Source organism: Acetobacteraceae bacterium (genome assembly GCA_004843345.1).
GTDB lineage: Bacteria > Pseudomonadota > Alphaproteobacteria > Acetobacterales > Acetobacteraceae.
In genome coordinates, this window is record CP039460.1 from 1,573,677 (window position 1) to 1,588,638 (window position 14,962).

A 14,962-nucleotide genomic window follows, 5' to 3' on the forward strand; every position below is an offset into this window, starting at 1 on the left:
GTGATTTTGCTGGGAATTTCGATTGGGATTGAGGTTTTTTGGCCTTTGCCAAAATAAAACTTTCCCGAATTCCCCTAGGTTTTTGGCTTTCTCGGAACTATATGAGAACTACGGTTAATTATAGTAATGTTTTGAACATAAGGAATTTAAGATGAGCGACTTACAGGAAACAATGATCCCTGTTCTAATTGATGTGCAGGAGACACCTAATCCGTTGGTGCGTAAGTTTGCTTTGGGACGTTCTGTTACAGGTTCTTTCGATACGGTTGAGCTAGTTGATTTTGCGCAGTCTCGGAAGATTTCTGATTTCGGGGCAGAGCTTTTTGAATATCCAGAAACGAAAAGAGTTTTTCTCGGGCGCGATTTTGTTTCTGTTATGGTACAGACAGAAACGTCTTGGGAAAGTTTTTCGCCGTTGGTTTTGAGTAAGATTAGTGAATATCTTTCTGCCAATAAGCCTTTTGTAAAAGAAGGTGTTTCGGCAGAGTCTAAAGAAGATGAAGCTGAGGTTTCTCCAGAAGATAGAGTCGTTGTTCAGCAAATTAAAGACTTAATTGAAGATCGTGTCCGTCCAGCTGTTGCCCGTGATGGGGGAGACATTATTTTTCGCAGCTACCATGATGGCATTGTCTATCTTGTGCTCAAAGGGGCTTGTGCGGGCTGTCCTTCCGCGCAGGCAACATTAAAAAATGGTGTTGAAAGATTGTTGAAACACTTTATTCCGCAAGTGCTAGAGGTTCGTCAGGCTTCCTGATTTTGCATCACCTGTAAATTTCCTAAAAGAAAGAGAAAAAATGTCCCTTGAGAGTGCTTCCTTAGATCAAGAAACCCATAAGCTTGAGGGACAGAGGATTTTTACAGAATGCCGGACCCCCAAGACATTTTTAGGTAAAAAAATTGATTCTAAAATTTTAGAGGATTTGTATGATCTTTTGAAATGGGGGCCAACTTCTGGAAATAGTGCGCCAGCACGTTTTCTTTTTTTAACAGATTCCGAGGCAAAGGAAGCTTTACTGCCAGCCTTGTCTCCAGGGAATATTGAATCGCTTCGTTCAGCAGATGTTATTGCAGCGATTTGCTATGATCCTTTATTTTTTAATGCTCTCCCAAAGATTGGAAGCCAAGCGGGGTTAAAGGAATGGTTTGCAGCAGATGTGGCATTAAGTGAAGAGACTGCATTTCGTAACTCGACCCTTCAGGGAGGGTACTTGATTTTAGCCGCGAGAATGCTGGGTTTAGATGTTTTGCCGATTTCAGGTTTTGATGCCCCCATGGTTGAGGAGCTTTTTTTGCGGAAACAGGGCTGGCGTGTGAATTTTCTCGCAGGATTAGGCTATGCTGAAAAACAAACACTTCCAAATGGTGCGCCATTGCCCCGTTTGCCACGACTGCCTTTTGAAGAAGCCTGCGAGATTAGATGATTAGTCTTGTTTTAAATGGGGCCTGTGTTGGTGTTGAAAAAGGGAATATGGTTGCTCTTGTTGATGGAGAGGGGCGGCTCTTAGCGCAAGAATTTATTGAGGGGAGAACCGGTTCTAATTTGTTCCCAGCGGTGACAGCTCGACTTTTAGAGTCTATTGCGCCACGGCAACCAGATCAGGTTGTTGCTGTGCGCGGTCCTGGTTCTTTTACAGGTCTTCGTTCAAGTTTGGCGCTTGCAAAAGGTCTTTCAATGGGCTGGGCATGCCCTTTGAGGGCGGTTTCTTTAGGGAGCGCTTTACGGGAAACACTTGATGCGCCTGATGCGCTGATTCTCTCTCTGGCCCGAAGAGGCTATGTTTTTGTTGATTCCCCTCATCAAGAGATACAATCCCTTCCGATTGAAAAAGCGCTCGAATTTTTAACGGAGGATGTCAAACTTGCCGCAGGCGATGCGGTTTCTGGAGAACAGAAAATTCCAGAAATTGTTGAAAAAATACTTTCTATTGGGATAATGCAAGGCGCTGTTCCATACCCTTCTGCTCAAGGGATTGTTAAAGCCGCAGAGGCTCTTTCGAAAGAGGCGGTCGATTGGCTGCCTCTCTATATTGATCCGCCTAAAATTAGCCGTCCAAAGGTTGCGGATCGACCGCCGCCTATTGGGTTTGAGTAAAATTTTAAATGAAAATTCCCTCACAGGACGAATCTTTTTTACTTAGAAAACGAGAAATTACTTTGGTCTATGCTGCCTTAATGGCGGAAATGGACAAAGAATGCTTTGCTTCGGATCTTTGCTGGTCAGAGGATTTGTTTGTTTCCGCTTTGGAAACAGGGGCATGGGGTGAGCTTCTCATTATAGAGGATACGCCTGTCGGCTTTCAGCTTTGCCGTAGTCTTCTAGGTGAAACAGAAATTTTGACTTTGGGAATTCTACCAAAATTTCAAGGTAAAAAACTAGGTAGGCAGCTTATCTCTTCTGTTTTTGAGGGGGCAAAGAAACGCCAAGCAGAGGAAATTTTTTTAGAAGTTGAAGAGGGCAATTTACCTGCGAGAGCGCTGTATGTCGGGGCAGGTTTTAAAGTGATTGGTATGCGTAGAAATTACTACGGAAAAGAACGGCACGCCCTCGTAATGCGCTGCAATTTGAAAGAAGGTGCAACTAGTACTTTTTAGGATAAATGAGGATTTTCCATTCTCCTGTTGTCGCATCTTTTAAAAGGATTTCGGGTTCTGGATAATGGAGCATTGCTAAGAGCGTTTTTGCATTGGAAAAAGCTGTTTCACCGATTGCTAGCATCTCTAACGTTTGATTAGGCTCTAAAGTGTCAAGAGCCATTCTAAGATGAACGCTGGGCATAGGACAGTGGAGTTTTCTGGCATCTAAAAAAGCAGGTGTCATTTTGTCAGGAGACTTTTGCAGCATTTACGGTATCATTCAAATAAAACAGGTGGTTATTATTTCATTCTGTTGTTACCTGTTTTATAACTTTATACTTAATAAAATGTAAGAAATAAGAGGGAAGTTTTACAAAACAATGCGTAGTCAGATAGATCCTCATCAGAATACGCAAGATTCTGAAGAATCTCAGGAAGAGTCTCAGCTTGAACGCCACTGTCGAGATGCTGGTCTTAAAATGACGGGACAGCGCCAGGTGATTGCACGGATTTTGTCACAGACGGATGGACATCCAGATGCGGCTGAATTACATCAGATGGCTGTAAAAGAAAATCCAAAAATTTCCCTTACAACGGTTTATCGAACGGTTAAGCTTTTAGAAGATCATGGTATTTTAGAACGCCTTGATTTGGGAGGTGACCGAGCACGTTATGAGGCTTCTCACCATGGTGTTCATTATCATCTCCTAAACAGTGAAACCGATGAGGTGTTGGAGTTTGATAATGCGAAGCTGACCCAGCTGCTTCACACAATTGTTGAGCGTATGGGCTTTAATTTGCTTTCCCATAGGGTTGAGCTAATTGGAACACCACTCTCTGAAGAGGATGAATAATTTTTGCCTTAAACGTTTTATTCTTATTTTAAAAAGCGTTTAAATTTAGGGTAAAAAGCCATAGACATAGACAGTTAAGAAAGCAGTGCGAATGTTGGACGTAGATAAAAAAATTGGCGGTTTTTCAGAAGGGAAAGCCGCTTCAGATCATGTTCGAAATCTGGCTAAAATTTTAGCAAAAGACCATGTTGAAACGGGAGGAATTCCCGAGCTTCGTGGTGGTGGCCTTGCTGTGCGTCTCGCAAAGAATCAGGCAGAAATTGAGGCGGCGCAAGCTGTTCGCTATAAGGTTTTTGTTGAAGAGTTAGGAGTTTCCTGTTCTGATGAGGTGCGTCAAAGTAAGCGGGATAAGGATAAATTTGATTCCCGTGCAGATCATTTGCTTGCGATTGATACCTCTATTGAAAATGGCCCAAAAGGGATTGTTGGAACTTATCGGCTATTGCGTTCTGATATGCTCAAAGAAGGTGAGAATTTTTATAGTGCGGGGGAGTTTGACATTTCTCCTTTATTGAAATTTGAAGGAATGCTTTTAGAAGTAGGCCGTTCCTGTGTTTTAAAAGATTATCGCCGTCAAGTTGCCATGCAGCTTATGTGGCGAGGACTGACAAATTATTTATTTTTGCACAAAATTGATGTGATTTTTGGATGTGCAAGCCTTTCAGGTGCAGATCCGAAACAGCATGCAAAAACACTTTCTTATCTTTATTATAATCATTTGGCTCCTCCTGCTTTGCGTGTGAAGGCGTTGCCTGAGCGTTACGTTGAAATGCAAATGATTGATCAGGATCAGTTAGATCGCCGTGAATGCCTTTCTGAATTGCCAGCGCTTTTAAAAGGTTATTTGCGTTTAGGCGGTTTCGTTGGTGAGGGCGCTGTCGTTGATCCCGATTTTAAATGCACTGATGTCGCTGTTATGGTGAAAACAGAATTAATGACAGATAAATATTATCGTCATTATGAACGCCAGCTTCGAAATGCACTTGCTTAGAGAATTGACACTCATTTAAGAGAATAAAAATGAATTATCGGGCGTTTTGGGCAAAAGCGGAAAAATCTTGGTGGGGATTTTTATCCGCCGGCATTCTAGGCGCTCTTGCTTTGCCTCCGTGGTATATTTTTATTTTTCTGCCTTTGAGCTTTTTCTTTTTATGGCATGGATCAGTAAATGCGCCGAATTGGAAGAAGACGCTTTGGTGGGGCTTTCTCTATGGAATGGGTTGGCATGTTACGGATCTTTATTGGTTAACCGATGCGATTTTAACGCGGGTTGAGGATTTTTGGTGGGCTGTTCCAATAGCTTCTCCTGGTGTATCCTTGCTGATTGCGCCTTTAATGGCGTTGCCTGCGCTTGCGGCAAGAATTCCTTTTTTTAATGCGTCAGAAGAAAATTCTAGTAAATCCGAAGGGCATCGGCTTGCAAGTCTCCTGCTTTTTGCAGGGATGTGGCCTTTATCGGATCTTTTAAGAACCTATATTTTTACAGGATTTCCTTGGAATCCTCCGGGTTCTGCCTTGGCATTTCCAGGTATTTTGGGAGATATTCTGCTTCAGCCTGCAAGCTGGATTGGTGTAGATGGTTTAACGTTTATTTTGGCCTTGTGTGGAACAGGATTTTTCTTAGGAAGAAAAATTTGTTTTGCGAGCTTATCTATTGCGGCTCTTTTTATTGTTTGTTCGGTCATTCGATATATTTCTCCGCCACAGGCGGTGCAGGCGGAAAATCCGAATGTTTTGATGGTTCAGAATTCCATTTCAGAAACAGAAATTTTTACCCGTAGCGCTGGGCGAGAGCGTTTTGGAACGTATCTCCGCTTAACGAATGAAGGGGTGGAAAAAGCACTTTCTGAGGGAGAAAACCGTAAAAATCTTGTGATTGCATGGCCTGAATCAGCTTTTCCTTTTTTATTAGATCAGACAGAAATCGCTCAAAAGCTTATTGCACAGGCAGCTGAAGGGCATTGGCTGATTACAGGCTCTTTGAGACAAGATAAAAAAGGACGCATTTATAATACAGCGCAGGCGGTTTCGCCAGAAGGCGAGATTCCTTTTATCTATGCAAAAAGCACTTTAGTGCCTTTTGGTGAATACCAGCCAGGGATTATTCCTTTTAATTTATTGCCAGATCAGCTGACACCGGGAGCGGGGGTTACAACTTGGAAGGCATCTGGCTTGGGTTCTGTTAGTCCCTTAGTTTGTTATGAGATGGTTTTTTCGGGACGGGTCGCTTCCTCTAAAGACCGTCCAGGGTGGATTTTAACGATTTCCAATGACGCTTGGTATAGTAACAGCGCAGGACCTTGGCAGCATATGACGGCTGGACGTTTGAGAAGTGTGGAAGAGGGGCTGCCACTGGTTTTTGTAAATAATTTTGGCCCGTCAGTTGCCTATTCACCGCAAGGAAAAGAAATTGCTCTTATTGAGTGGGGGAAGGTTGCGACCAAGCTTGCTAAGTTGCCAAATGCTTTAGGGCCAACTGTTTTTTCAAGATTTGGACGACTAACCCCTGTTTTGATTTCTGTTTTAAGTTGTTTCTTTGGGCTGATTTTGAGTTTTTACTTTAAAAGTCGGAAACCTAGGGGATAATCTTGTTTTCGAATTTTCCAGACATCATTTCAGGGCTGAAGAGAAATAAAAAGAGAATATTTTTTGAGTTTGCTCTTCTCTTTGTTTTATGTGCTGTTACAATTTTTTTATTTTACTTTGCGATCTCTCCAGAGGGTAATTCGGACTCTACGGTTGCTATTTTCGAAGCGCTGGATGTTGCTCAGGGGAATGTTTTATTAAAAGGTTGGTATCTTAGTGAGTTAAATTTTTATTTTTCAGAGACCCTTCCTAAAGTTTTGATGTTATTTTTTGGATTTTCTCCAAAAACAATTCTTTATTTTGCACCGGCCTTTTTTTGGGGATTGGTTGTTTATCTCTCTTTAAAAATAGTCTTCAAAAAATCGGAAAATAGTTGGGCATCTTTTTGGATAATTGCTGCTCTGATTGGCTTGCCAGCGCCTTTTTTTATCAAAAGCGTTTTAAAAAATAACAATATTCACATCGGTTGTCTTATCATAGGACTGTTCCTTATTTGGAGAATGGGGGGGGAAGCTGTCGGAATTAGAAAAATTTTTCTATTGCAGCCTGATTGCCGTAACGTTTTTTAGTGATCCGTTATTTTTACTTTTCTTTTGTCTGCCAACAGCGTTGGCTTCTCTTTTTTTCTTTTTTGTTTTGAAAAAGAAAACCTATTTCCAATGGTTTTGGATTGTACTGGCTGGGATTGCTTTAAAATACTTTCTTGAGTTTCTTTTATTTTTTATTCCACATTTTGTGACACATCGTTTGCGGTATCATTTAGATACACCTTAGTGGCATAGTTTGTTGAATGCTAAATTGCTTGTGACGGCGGCTTTGGATTGTGTCGGAGGAATGCCCCATTTTAAGGATTATTTCTCTTTTTTAGCACTGGGTCTGCTTTGTCTCCTTTTGGCAGGTTCTTATATTTCTTTTTGCCGGCTGAAGATACAGAAAGTGTCTTTTCTGGATTTTAAAGATTATGTTTTGGTTTTAGGGGCTGTCATTTGTTTTCTGGTTGTAAGCACGTCTGCTAAATTTGATGATGTGGATGGGGTTAGATATATCACTGCAACAATCGTTTTTATTTCGATTTTTTTGGCAAGACACTTTGTTTTTTTTTGATTCTTGGGAAAAGCCACTGCTGATTGGTGTCTCTTTGGGACTGATTTTTTGTCATTTGAGGGGCGATTTAATAGCCTGGAAACAGGCTCCTTCTATGAGTTTAAAGGAAACGCAGAAAGTCCTTGAAGAAAATCATATTACGGAATGCTACACCGATTATTGGTCTGGAACGAGTGTGATGTTCCGCATTCCCTTTCTCGTAAGTTCAGCGATCATAAAAGATGGAACTGACAGTAAAATGGTTGCTTACCGTTTTCTTTCTAAAGGATCGTGGTATAGCAAAAAGCCTCGCCGTTGTTATCTGACTTCAGATGAGGGGGATATTGGAATGATAGAGCAGTTTTTTGGTAAAGATTACGATCGTAGAACCGCAGATAACCAATATATTATGCTTTATCATCAGGATGTTTTATCGGTTAATTAGGATTTTGAGCGCTTTTTCTGAATAAATTCTCTTAACGTGACATCGTCATAATCCTTTTGAACCCAGTCCAAAAAGGAAATATTCTTTTTTTCTCCTGTTCTTTCATATAGTTTTAAAAAAAGGTCTAGAACACCTGTTCTGCTTCGGCTGAAATGGAAGAAACGCCAATGAAGCTGTTTTTGAGCTTCTTGTACTGTATATCCTTCAAAAAGAAGGATAAGTGCACTGGCAAGACCGGCTCGATCTGCGCCAGATTTACAATGAATGAGCATAGGCTTAGGAAGTGTTTTCCAAAAATGGTAAAATTTTAAAATGCGTTCTTTTTGGGGAAAATTTCGGCTTTCAAAAGCCATATTCTCGTAAGGAATAGCAATGTTTTTACAGATTTCCCGTCCCAAACGGTCTGATCCACATTCGGGGCGATGACCGCGCAAGTTAATAATTGATTTGAGATGAAGCTGTTTGACGAGACGTTTAAATCTACGGGGGGTCGGGTGGTTAGATCGCCAAACTTTTTGAGGAATGATAGGGGAAAGATTTTTCCAGAAAATGCGTAAAATAGCATGGTCTTTAAAAAGAGAATTACACCAAATTTGAAAGCGTTGAAATAAGTAGAGGTATTTTTTTTGAGACAAGTTTTTACTCTCATTGAGAAGACTGCTAAAAATTAAAAAAATCGCCTTTTCCAAAGCGATCAGATTCAATGGAAGATAGAATGGGTAGCCAAAATTCAAAAGAGAAAGAGAAGAACTCTTTTCGATTCACTTATGCTTATGGAAAAATATTTTTAGGCCTTTTATTGCTAGGGTCAACAACGGCATGTCTTGATGAATATGTTAAAAATATGCGGATTGAAAATCCTTTAGGCGGGCCTAAGGCGGATATGGTGGTTGCTTATGGGGAACAGGAGCTTTTGGACGGTCAGGATCCCAGCCAAGACGAAAGTCTAGAAGGGGCACAGAGAAGGCATAAGAAGCGCAGTCATAGACATAGCAATGCTGCGCCAACAATGATGATGCCTACAGCCCCTCCAGGCGCTGCGTTTGAAGAAGACGGCGAAGGCGGCAAAGATAGGCATTCTAAAAACGGTAGAAAGGGCGTAACGCCAACGACCGAAGTTAATTACGGCGATGGTGACGAGTAGTGTCAAAAGGAAAGGGGCTCTTGAAAGAGCCCCTTTTTGTTATAAATCCATTTAATCGGTTTAAAGCTTGCGTGCCTCTTCTTGGAGCATAACGGGAATGCCGTCTTTAACAGGAAAGGCAAGACACGCCTGTCGTGAGATAAGTTCGCCAGTTTCAGCATTATATTCAAGAGGTCCCTGTGTTACAGGGCAAACAAGCATTTCTAAAAGGCGTTTGGATGGGGGACATGTTTGTTTGAAATGGTTTCTTGTTGAGACATAGAATTATCCTCTTGTTAGAATATCTAAGAAAATTTGTGCGCGTTCTTCTAGTGTTGGAGCCTCTAAGAGTGCCTGCTGATGAATAGCTTCAAAAGGAAGAAGCATGGGCAAGGTTGTTAGTAAAGCTTCATTTGAAAGGAGGCTGATACTTTCCCAATTTGCGCCAAGATGATGCTTTTCTAACCAATTTTTCAGCCCTGTTTTAATCAGCTTACGATCAATGGAAGGTAGAATGGCTGAGATAAAATCACCACCAAAGGCACTGGGATCAATTTTTCCCTCCTGGCCGCCATCTTGTAAAATACTGGTGCTGAGAAGATGAAAACGGCAAATGCCAGTCAGAGAGAGCGTGAGCTTCCCATCTGGAAGTTCTCTAAAGGAGGTCAAGCGCCCAATCGTTCCGACTTTTTCAAATTCGCCTTCGGTTTCATCTAAAGATGGCTGAATGATACCGATAAGACGTGTTTTTAATAAAGGTGCTAAAAGAGAGGAAGCGGCCTCTTGGTCAAAAATACCTAAAGGAAGCTGTCCTTGTGGCAACAGCAAGGCTCTTTTGAGAGGTAACAACCCAACGGAGGGTGGGATGTCAGCTAACGTCATGTCCTTAATGGGAGGGAGTAAGTGATTCATTTAAAAAGATTTCAAGAAAAAAGAAGAGAGGAAAGCTTACGTCTGCAACGGCGTGTCAAATCACTTTCTCCCCAAGCTTCAAAAAAGTGGAACAAGGTTTGTTTGGCTTCTTTAGCCACTTCTTCGTCGGGCTTTGTTGAAAGAATAGAAAGGATAAGGTCGGCTGCTTCCTCTGACTTGCCAGCCGCATTTAAAGCATTAGCAAGTTTGAATTGCGTTTCGGTATCTTCGGGGGAATTTGCAGCGGCTTTCTCCAAGGTTTCTAACTCAGAAAGAGCCTCTCCCTTTTTTTCTGCAATTTCGAGAGCTGCAACAGCGCCCTTAATCTCCGCATTTTCTATCATCGTTTCTGGAATATCTGCTAAGGCTTCCTTCGCTGCTTCAATTTCATCCATGGCAATGAGGGAACGTAACAATCCTGCCCATGCTTGCGCATTTTCAGGGTTCTTTTCAAGAATTTCGCCAAAACAGGCACACGCTTCATCAAATTTGTTTTCTTTGATGGCCTTTTGCCCTTTTTCAAGCAGATGTGTGGCGGGAACAGAGATGCCTATTTTTTTTAATGCCGCTTCAAGAAACTGATGCACTGCTTCTGGAGATTTGCTTCCTTGAAACAGATCAATAATTTTTCCTTGCGTAAAAAGAACGGTTAGGGGAACAGCGTTAAGCGGAAGACCGCTTTGGACAAGCTGTTGGCAAAGGGTACGATTTTCGAGGAGGTTCAAACGCCCCAAGCGGATGATTCCTTCCATAGAGGCGGTGACATTTTTTAAAGTTGAAAAAAGCGTCTCGGAATCTGGATCGTTTTCTGTCACAAATTCCAAAAGAAAAGGGCTATTAAGGCTTCCCTCTAAAACTTCCTGCATGAAGTTTTTCTCAGTGATTTCAAGATAGTCTCCTCCCAGAGAATTTTGGGAAAGTGTAAAGGAATCGTTAGAGAGAGACATACAAACTGGCCTTAAATCTTAAAAATAACGTATTTTCTATAAAGCTGTGCATTCTTTATGGCTGAAACAAGGCAGGAAGGAAAAGAAAAACTCAAAAATTTATATTTTTATAAATTAGGACTTGCCAGAAAAGGTCTCTAAGACGTATATCATGTTCAACGTCTCTTAGAGATTAGAAGAGTGCGGGCGTAGCTCAGGGGTAGAGCACAACCTTGCCAAGGTTGGGGTCGAGGGTTCGAATCCCTTCGCCCGCTCCATGTTTTTCAAGCATGGAGCTTTTTTTGTTTAAGTATGTCTCAAGAGTGCGGGCGTAGCTCAGGGGTAGAGCACAACCTTGCCAAGGTTGGGGTCGAGGGTTCGAATCCCTTCGCCCGCTCCATGTTTTTTCAAGCATGGAGCTTTTTTAATCTCTATTTTTACTATCAAATTTCAAAAAAAATTTAGATATATAAAAACAGGATGCTTTTTCAAACATCCTGTTTCTAAAGAGAAAATAAGGCGACTTACCCTAATTCTTTACTGAGCCGGCGCTTCGGTTACCTCGTGTGTTGTCGTTGAGATAACATTGCCATTTTTGTCTTTTTTTGTTGTGACAATGGTTTTTTTCACAAGGGCTGTTTGCTGCTGGGGTTGCACAGCAACGGGTGCTGGCTGTTTTAGGCATTCCATAACCATGGTTTCACGCACGGCAAATCCGAGCGCAAGCCAGTTTCTCCAACCGCCAAAGGAAGCGTTGGTATCAGAGAGCATTTTATAGCCATTTGGGCATTCTTGGTTTGCAACACGTTGGCATTTAGCCGCAGGATGATCGCCACCGCTGCATGTTACATCAAGAAGATCAACACCTTGTGGTGTCTGCACATGTTCTACGGTTGTACAACCAGCAAGTGTTGCTGCGGCGAGAAGAGAAAGTGCAAATTTTTTCATAGAGATTAAAATCCTGCCCATGAGAGATGATTAAAATAATTAGGGAAATCCATACCGCAAAAAATCGATAATTTCCCATTTTACGCTGAATGGTAAATCTTTTCTGGTTTTCTTTGTAAGGGGGAGTCTGTATTTTTCTTCTAGTTGTGGATTTTAAGAAGCAATTCAGTTTTTCCGAAGGCTAAGAAAGATTTTGTGATGCAAACTTGGGTACTTTATGCACTTTTATCTATGTTTTCAGCAGGGGCTGTTTCCGTCATTGGGAAGATGGGACTGACAGGGATTTCCTCAGAAGTTGGTTTGACGGTGAGGACATTGTTTGTCAGTTTTTTTGTGCTGATTTTTGCTGGAATTTTTACCCAAGCAAAGGAATATGCAACGCTTGCATGGGAGAATTATTTATGGCTTGGTATTTCAGGCCTTGCGACTGCTTTTTCATGGATATTTTATTATAAAGCTTTAAAAATAGGGAATGTTGCAAATATCGCTTTGATTGATAAAGGCAGTGTTGTCGTTGCAATGATTCTTGCTTATCTTTTCTTAGGGGAGGCGATTAGCTGGCGCATGGCAGGAGGCTGTTCTTTAATTGTCTGTGGTTTGCTGGTCATTGCATGGCGTTAAAGTAGTCTAAAGAATTGACGCTAAAAAGAGACATTGAGAGATCCAAAAAATTCTCTTGGGGCTGACCATGCAAGGTTAGGTGTTTTGTCGCCTGAGACAGCTGCTCCTAGGTTATATAATTGTGTCGTGTAATGTTGATCAAAGAGATTACTTACAGAGAATGCGAGTTTTACTTTGTCTCTTTGCATATTTGGCCCTAATAACAATGAACCTGTAAATTCAGAAGTCCAGTAGCCTGGATTTTTGACGTCGCCTGTATAGGTGACATTTGTCTGGCTGTTGTAATTAACATTGAGATCCCAAGCTAAGCGTCCATTCCTGTAATGAACATTTGTCTTATACATATAGCGTGGATAGTTTACTTGTTGAACGCCATTTAAGGAGGTGCTTTTGCCATTTAAGTTTGGGACAGAGCCTTCATAAACGGCATGATTGTATGAAAAGCTATTCATAAAATCCAACTGTCCTAAATAATTTGGCATTCTAAATATTCTTGATAGGTGAGCGAGGCCTACAAGATCCATCCCGTCCATTTTTTCATTACCTAAATCAGCTAAATATTGGCTTTGTGTCGAACTCGCCGAATTTCCGATTGTCACGGTTCCAAGCCGTCCAATATAGTCTGTATGATAATAATCCAGACCTAAATTGAAAGATTTCCCGCTATAACGATAACCAACAACATAGTTCCAAGTCCGCTCGCCTCGTAAATTCTTTTTTTCTTGTTCAAAAGCAGTCTGTCCACTGTTAAGGCTGGCAGAATTTCCGAGCTTATAGCTCCAAGCAGCGCCACCAGCATCAATAGGTCGCATATTTTCTGCAACATCGAAATAAAATTCATGCTGTTTGGAGATTTTCCAGTCATAGTTAAAATGAGGTAAAAACGCATTTGATTGGGTGAGGCGGCCGCTAGGGCCACGATAACTATAGCTCGCAGGATTTCCATTCTCAGCAGATCCTCCAGCTCCCCAGGACCAGAGTGTTTGATCGCTGGCGCGGTCGTACCAGCTGCCATTTTCTGTTTGAACAAGGGATTTAAATCCGTAGGTGAAAGTCATATTTTTCGAGAGTTTAAAGGCATCTTCAGCATAAAATTGAAAAGTATTGCTTGTAAAAACAGAGTTTGTTGCAAGTATCCCGTCGGCGTTTTTTAAATCAAAGTCATTATTCGTTTGGTTTGCGCTATTGAGCGGATAAAAGAATCTTGGGTCATGATAGCGGTTATTTTCGTACCAGATCCCCGTTTTTAGCGTGTTGCGATGTCCTAATTGAATGGAAAAATTTTGTGTAATTCCGATACGCCTTCCTTTTACATGCTCATCGGCAATTCCGAGATTTGATGCGCCTCCAGGGGCATTAGCAGGTGTTGTGTAAAATCTGGAAGCTGTGCCAGATCGGCTGTCTGTGACTTGTCCATAGACAACAGAGCTGGATTTGATTGTAGGACTAATTTGGAAGTCTGCTTTCAGGCCTTCTAAATAGACACGTTGAACTTCTGTGTTTCCATAGACAAGATTGCACAAATCTGTATTTGTGGTTTGTTTATGGTTGCAGGCTCCTGCAAGATTATTTGCAGCGTTGTAATCGGGTGCAAAATTATAATCGCCATAGCCTAATGATTTTTTCATGGAAACAGTATTATCTGTTGTGCCATATTCAGGCTGATCGGCCCAGTTTGATGTGAGAGTGAGTTTTCCAAAACTCGAAAGGGGTTGAACCAATTTAAAATTGATAGATTCTTCTCTATTGTACCCGTAAGGGCGTTTCCCTGCACCTCCATAGGGCGCTAATAGAGCCATTTCTTTTTCGCTAGCGTAGCTGTTTGTCCAGAGATCTTGTGCATTTCTGAGAAAAGAAACGGCAAATTTGGTGCCTGTTTTATTGAGTTTCCCAGAATCTAATTTGCCGAAAGTTCGGTAACCATTAAAACTGCCGAATTGCTGACTTATATGCACTCCAAAAGTGTTGCTCGGATCAAAGGTTGTGTAGGTAACGGCACCCCCTAATGTTGTTGCAGAGGGAGTTGTGAGAGCGCCAGCCCCTTGAGATGCAGAAAGTGATGCAATGTTTTCTTGAATAATAATTTGATTTGCATCAGCGCCAGCTGTGCTGCCATAGCCTTGGCTGCCTAATGGAATACCGTCCATTGTAAAGCCAAGCTGTGTTTGGTTGTAACCGCGTAAATAGAAGGTGTTGGCGAAGGCATCGAGGCCGCTGGCATCTGAAGATTGAAAATTTGCGCCAGGGGTTGAGGCTGCTAAAGCCTGTAAAGCGTTTGTTCCTTCGGCAAAATGTTCGAGTGTTGCCCGCCCAATCGCTGTTTCAGCATTATGGGATTCTTCAGGATTGCTTGGTTTGTGCCGATGTCCAATAGCACCTAGATGTTCACTCCCACCGCTATGCCGGTTCGATATTTTTCTTTTGCTTCGAAGAGAGGAGGTTTGATCTGTTGATGGGGTAAAGAACTTTTTATATGTCGCACTATTGCGAGGATCATCTAGGTCTAAGTGATTTTGCGGTTCTGTAAAATATCGTTTGTAAGTAGGACTATTCTCAATAGAAAAAGAATCTGTCTGTGGTTTTACATGTTCTTTTTCAGTCGCGTTCTGTGCTTCTACTTTTTCTGGCAAAAAGAGAAGAGCGCCCACGATGAAAAATGTACGTGGAATAAAACGATTTTTAGGAAGATTTGGAAAGTCACAAGGAGGGCGGCAAAAAGTTTTTTGGGATTTTTGCGCCCGGGCGCTCATCGCGGCGGCGAGAGCTCGGACAAAAGACGGCGGAATAATTTTGCCATCTTTTTAAAGGAAGGAAAATGAGTCGGTGGACTCAAATGATCAAAGGTGGCGAAACAATTCAAAGGAAATATCCAATAAAGTTACGGCTTAAT

19 protein-coding genes and 2 tRNA genes are annotated in these 14,962 nt (G+C 41.7%); 14 read left to right on the forward strand and 7 right to left on the reverse strand.

Features of this window, described 5'->3' with window-relative positions; translation table 11 throughout:
* Nucleotides 1-151 precede the first annotated feature (151 nt).
* Genes FAI40_07655 through FAI40_07670 form a run of 4 tightly spaced genes read left to right on the forward strand, consistent with a single transcriptional unit; the run spans nt 152 to nt 2,592 of the window.
* The gene (locus FAI40_07655; GenBank protein ID QCE35211.1) at nt 152-754 is read left to right on the forward strand and encodes a NifU family protein; all 603 of its coding nucleotides are present in this window, start codon (nt 152-154) and stop codon (nt 752-754) included.
* A gap of 40 nt (nt 755-794) precedes the next feature.
* Entirely contained in the window at nt 795-1,421 is a 627-nt protein-coding gene (locus FAI40_07660; GenBank protein ID QCE35212.1) for a malonic semialdehyde reductase, read from the forward strand.
* Nucleotides 1,418-2,092, forward strand: a complete 675-nt coding sequence (gene tsaB / locus FAI40_07665) for a tRNA (adenosine(37)-N6)-threonylcarbamoyltransferase complex dimerization subunit type 1 TsaB (protein QCE35213.1) — start codon at nt 1,418-1,420, stop codon at nt 2,090-2,092. The genes FAI40_07660 and tsaB overlap by 4 nt, the downstream gene beginning before the upstream one ends.
* Nucleotides 2,093-2,100: 8 nt before the next feature.
* Nucleotides 2,101-2,592 carry a GNAT family N-acetyltransferase gene (locus tag FAI40_07670; protein QCE35214.1) on the forward strand — a complete coding sequence of 164 codons (492 nt, stop codon included), beginning with the start codon at nt 2,101-2,103 and terminating at the stop codon, nt 2,590-2,592.
* Here FAI40_07670 and FAI40_07675 read toward each other — a convergent pair.
* Nucleotides 2,579-2,842: a sulfurtransferase TusA family protein gene (locus tag FAI40_07675; protein QCE35215.1), complete on the reverse strand. Its 264-nt coding sequence runs from the start codon at nt 2,840-2,842 to the stop codon at nt 2,579-2,581. The genes FAI40_07670 and FAI40_07675 overlap by 14 nt on opposite strands.
* 112 nt (nt 2,843-2,954) lie before the next feature.
* Here FAI40_07675 and FAI40_07680 point away from each other — a divergent pair, with 112 nt between their 5' ends.
* The 6 genes from FAI40_07680 (at nt 2,955) to FAI40_07705 (ending at nt 7,542) form a co-directional block, all read left to right on the forward strand.
* Entirely contained in the window at nt 2,955-3,428 is a 474-nt protein-coding gene (locus tag FAI40_07680) for a transcriptional repressor (protein ID QCE35216.1), read from the forward strand.
* 91 nt (nt 3,429-3,519) lie between these two features.
* Nucleotides 3,520-4,419, forward strand: a complete 900-nt coding sequence (locus FAI40_07685) for a GNAT family N-acetyltransferase (GenBank protein ID QCE35217.1) — start codon at nt 3,520-3,522, stop codon at nt 4,417-4,419.
* Nucleotides 4,420-4,448: 29 nt separating this feature from the next.
* Nucleotides 4,449-6,014 (forward strand): apolipoprotein N-acyltransferase, encoded by a 1,566-nt coding sequence (lnt, locus tag FAI40_07690; protein QCE35218.1) that lies wholly within the window; start codon nt 4,449-4,451, stop codon nt 6,012-6,014.
* Between the two features lie 2 nt (nt 6,015-6,016).
* Nucleotides 6,017-6,583: a hypothetical protein gene (locus FAI40_07695; protein ID QCE35219.1), complete on the forward strand. Its 567-nt coding sequence runs from the start codon at nt 6,017-6,019 to the stop codon at nt 6,581-6,583.
* Between the two features lie 217 nt (nt 6,584-6,800).
* Nucleotides 6,801-7,118, forward strand: coding sequence for a hypothetical protein (locus FAI40_07700; GenBank protein QCE35220.1), 318 nt, complete (start codon nt 6,801-6,803; stop codon nt 7,116-7,118).
* Nucleotides 7,119-7,212: 94 nt separating this feature from the next.
* Nucleotides 7,213-7,542 carry a hypothetical protein gene (locus FAI40_07705; protein QCE35221.1) on the forward strand — a complete coding sequence of 110 codons (330 nt, stop codon included), beginning with the start codon at nt 7,213-7,215 and terminating at the stop codon, nt 7,540-7,542.
* On the opposite strand, the gene FAI40_07710 is transcribed toward FAI40_07705, so the two are convergent.
* Complete coding sequence (locus FAI40_07710) at nt 7,539-8,177, reverse strand: protein tyrosine phosphatase (protein QCE35222.1); 639 nt, start codon at nt 8,175-8,177, stop codon at nt 7,539-7,541. The genes FAI40_07705 and FAI40_07710 overlap by 4 nt on opposite strands.
* An 80-nt stretch (nt 8,178-8,257) precedes the next feature.
* Between FAI40_07710 and FAI40_07715 the strand changes: the two genes are divergently transcribed.
* Nucleotides 8,258-8,686: a hypothetical protein gene (locus FAI40_07715; protein QCE35223.1), complete on the forward strand. Its 429-nt coding sequence runs from the start codon at nt 8,258-8,260 to the stop codon at nt 8,684-8,686.
* 60 nt (nt 8,687-8,746) lie between these two features.
* Here the strand turns inward: FAI40_07715 and FAI40_07720 are convergent, their stop codons facing one another.
* The 3 genes from FAI40_07720 to FAI40_07730 all read right to left on the reverse strand — a co-directional run bounded on the left by FAI40_07720 (nt 8,747) and on the right by FAI40_07730 (nt 10,524).
* Entirely contained in the window at nt 8,747-8,887 is a 141-nt protein-coding gene (locus FAI40_07720) for a Trm112 family protein (protein ID QCE35224.1), read from the reverse strand.
* Between the two features lie 63 nt (nt 8,888-8,950).
* The gene (locus tag FAI40_07725) at nt 8,951-9,577 is read right to left on the reverse strand and encodes a peptidase (protein ID QCE35225.1); all 627 of its coding nucleotides are present in this window, start codon (nt 9,575-9,577) and stop codon (nt 8,951-8,953) included.
* Between the two features lie 11 nt (nt 9,578-9,588).
* On the reverse strand, nt 9,589-10,524 hold the full coding sequence (locus FAI40_07730) for a tetratricopeptide repeat protein (GenBank protein QCE35226.1): 936 nt from the start codon (nt 10,522-10,524) through the stop codon (nt 9,589-9,591).
* 182 nt (nt 10,525-10,706) lie between these two features.
* Here FAI40_07730 and FAI40_07735 point away from each other — a divergent pair.
* Both FAI40_07735 and FAI40_07740 read left to right on the forward strand, forming a co-directional pair.
* Nucleotides 10,707-10,781 (forward strand) — tRNA-Gly (locus FAI40_07735).
* A gap of 47 nt (nt 10,782-10,828) precedes the next feature.
* Nucleotides 10,829-10,903 (forward strand) — tRNA-Gly (locus tag FAI40_07740).
* Between the two features lie 137 nt (nt 10,904-11,040).
* On the opposite strand, the gene FAI40_07745 is transcribed toward FAI40_07740, so the two are convergent.
* Entirely contained in the window at nt 11,041-11,451 is a 411-nt protein-coding gene (locus FAI40_07745) for a hypothetical protein (protein QCE35227.1), read from the reverse strand.
* 198 nt (nt 11,452-11,649) lie between these two features.
* On the opposite strand from FAI40_07745, the gene FAI40_07750 reads away from it, so the two are divergent.
* On the forward strand, nt 11,650-12,072 hold the full coding sequence (locus FAI40_07750; protein QCE35228.1) for an EamA family transporter: 423 nt from the start codon (nt 11,650-11,652) through the stop codon (nt 12,070-12,072).
* Nucleotides 12,073-12,092: 20 nt separating this feature from the next.
* Here FAI40_07750 and FAI40_07755 read toward each other — a convergent pair whose 3' ends face one another.
* Entirely contained in the window at nt 12,093-14,822 is a 2,730-nt protein-coding gene (locus FAI40_07755; protein ID QCE35229.1) for a TonB-dependent receptor, read from the reverse strand.
* Nucleotides 14,823-14,962 lie beyond the last annotated feature (140 nt).

Excerpts from the sequence above, each read along its gene's own strand:
- FAI40_07655 (QCE35211.1), top strand. The coding sequence starts at position 152 with ATGAGCGACTTACAGGAAACAATGATCCCTGTTCTAATTGATGTGCAG.
- FAI40_07660 (QCE35212.1), top strand. The coding sequence starts at position 795 with ATGTCCCTTGAGAGTGCTTCCTTAGATCAAGAAACCCATAAGCTTGAG.
- tsaB (QCE35213.1), top strand. The coding sequence starts at position 1,418 with ATGATTAGTCTTGTTTTAAATGGGGCCTGTGTTGGTGTTGAAAAAGGG.
- FAI40_07670 (QCE35214.1), top strand. The coding sequence starts at position 2,101 with ATGAAAATTCCCTCACAGGACGAATCTTTTTTACTTAGAAAACGAGAA.
- FAI40_07675 (QCE35215.1), bottom strand. The coding sequence starts at position 2,842 with ATGCTGCAAAAGTCTCCTGACAAAATGACACCTGCTTTTTTAGATGCC.
- FAI40_07680 (QCE35216.1), top strand. The coding sequence starts at position 2,955 with ATGCGTAGTCAGATAGATCCTCATCAGAATACGCAAGATTCTGAAGAA.
- FAI40_07685 (QCE35217.1), top strand. The coding sequence starts at position 3,520 with ATGTTGGACGTAGATAAAAAAATTGGCGGTTTTTCAGAAGGGAAAGCC.
- lnt (QCE35218.1), top strand. The coding sequence starts at position 4,449 with ATGAATTATCGGGCGTTTTGGGCAAAAGCGGAAAAATCTTGGTGGGGA.
- FAI40_07705 (QCE35221.1), top strand. The coding sequence starts at position 7,213 with ATGAGTTTAAAGGAAACGCAGAAAGTCCTTGAAGAAAATCATATTACG.
- FAI40_07715 (QCE35223.1), top strand. The coding sequence starts at position 8,258 with ATGGGTAGCCAAAATTCAAAAGAGAAAGAGAAGAACTCTTTTCGATTC.
- FAI40_07720 (QCE35224.1), bottom strand. The coding sequence starts at position 8,887 with ATGCTTGTTTGCCCTGTAACACAGGGACCTCTTGAATATAATGCTGAA.
- FAI40_07725 (QCE35225.1), bottom strand. The coding sequence starts at position 9,577 with ATGAATCACTTACTCCCTCCCATTAAGGACATGACGTTAGCTGACATC.
- FAI40_07730 (QCE35226.1), bottom strand. The coding sequence starts at position 10,524 with ATGTCTCTCTCTAACGATTCCTTTACACTTTCCCAAAATTCTCTGGGA.
- FAI40_07745 (QCE35227.1), bottom strand. The coding sequence starts at position 11,451 with ATGAAAAAATTTGCACTTTCTCTTCTCGCCGCAGCAACACTTGCTGGT.
- FAI40_07750 (QCE35228.1), top strand. The coding sequence starts at position 11,650 with ATGCAAACTTGGGTACTTTATGCACTTTTATCTATGTTTTCAGCAGGG.
- FAI40_07755 (QCE35229.1), bottom strand. The coding sequence starts at position 14,822 with ATGAGCGCCCGGGCGCAAAAATCCCAAAAAACTTTTTGCCGCCCTCCT.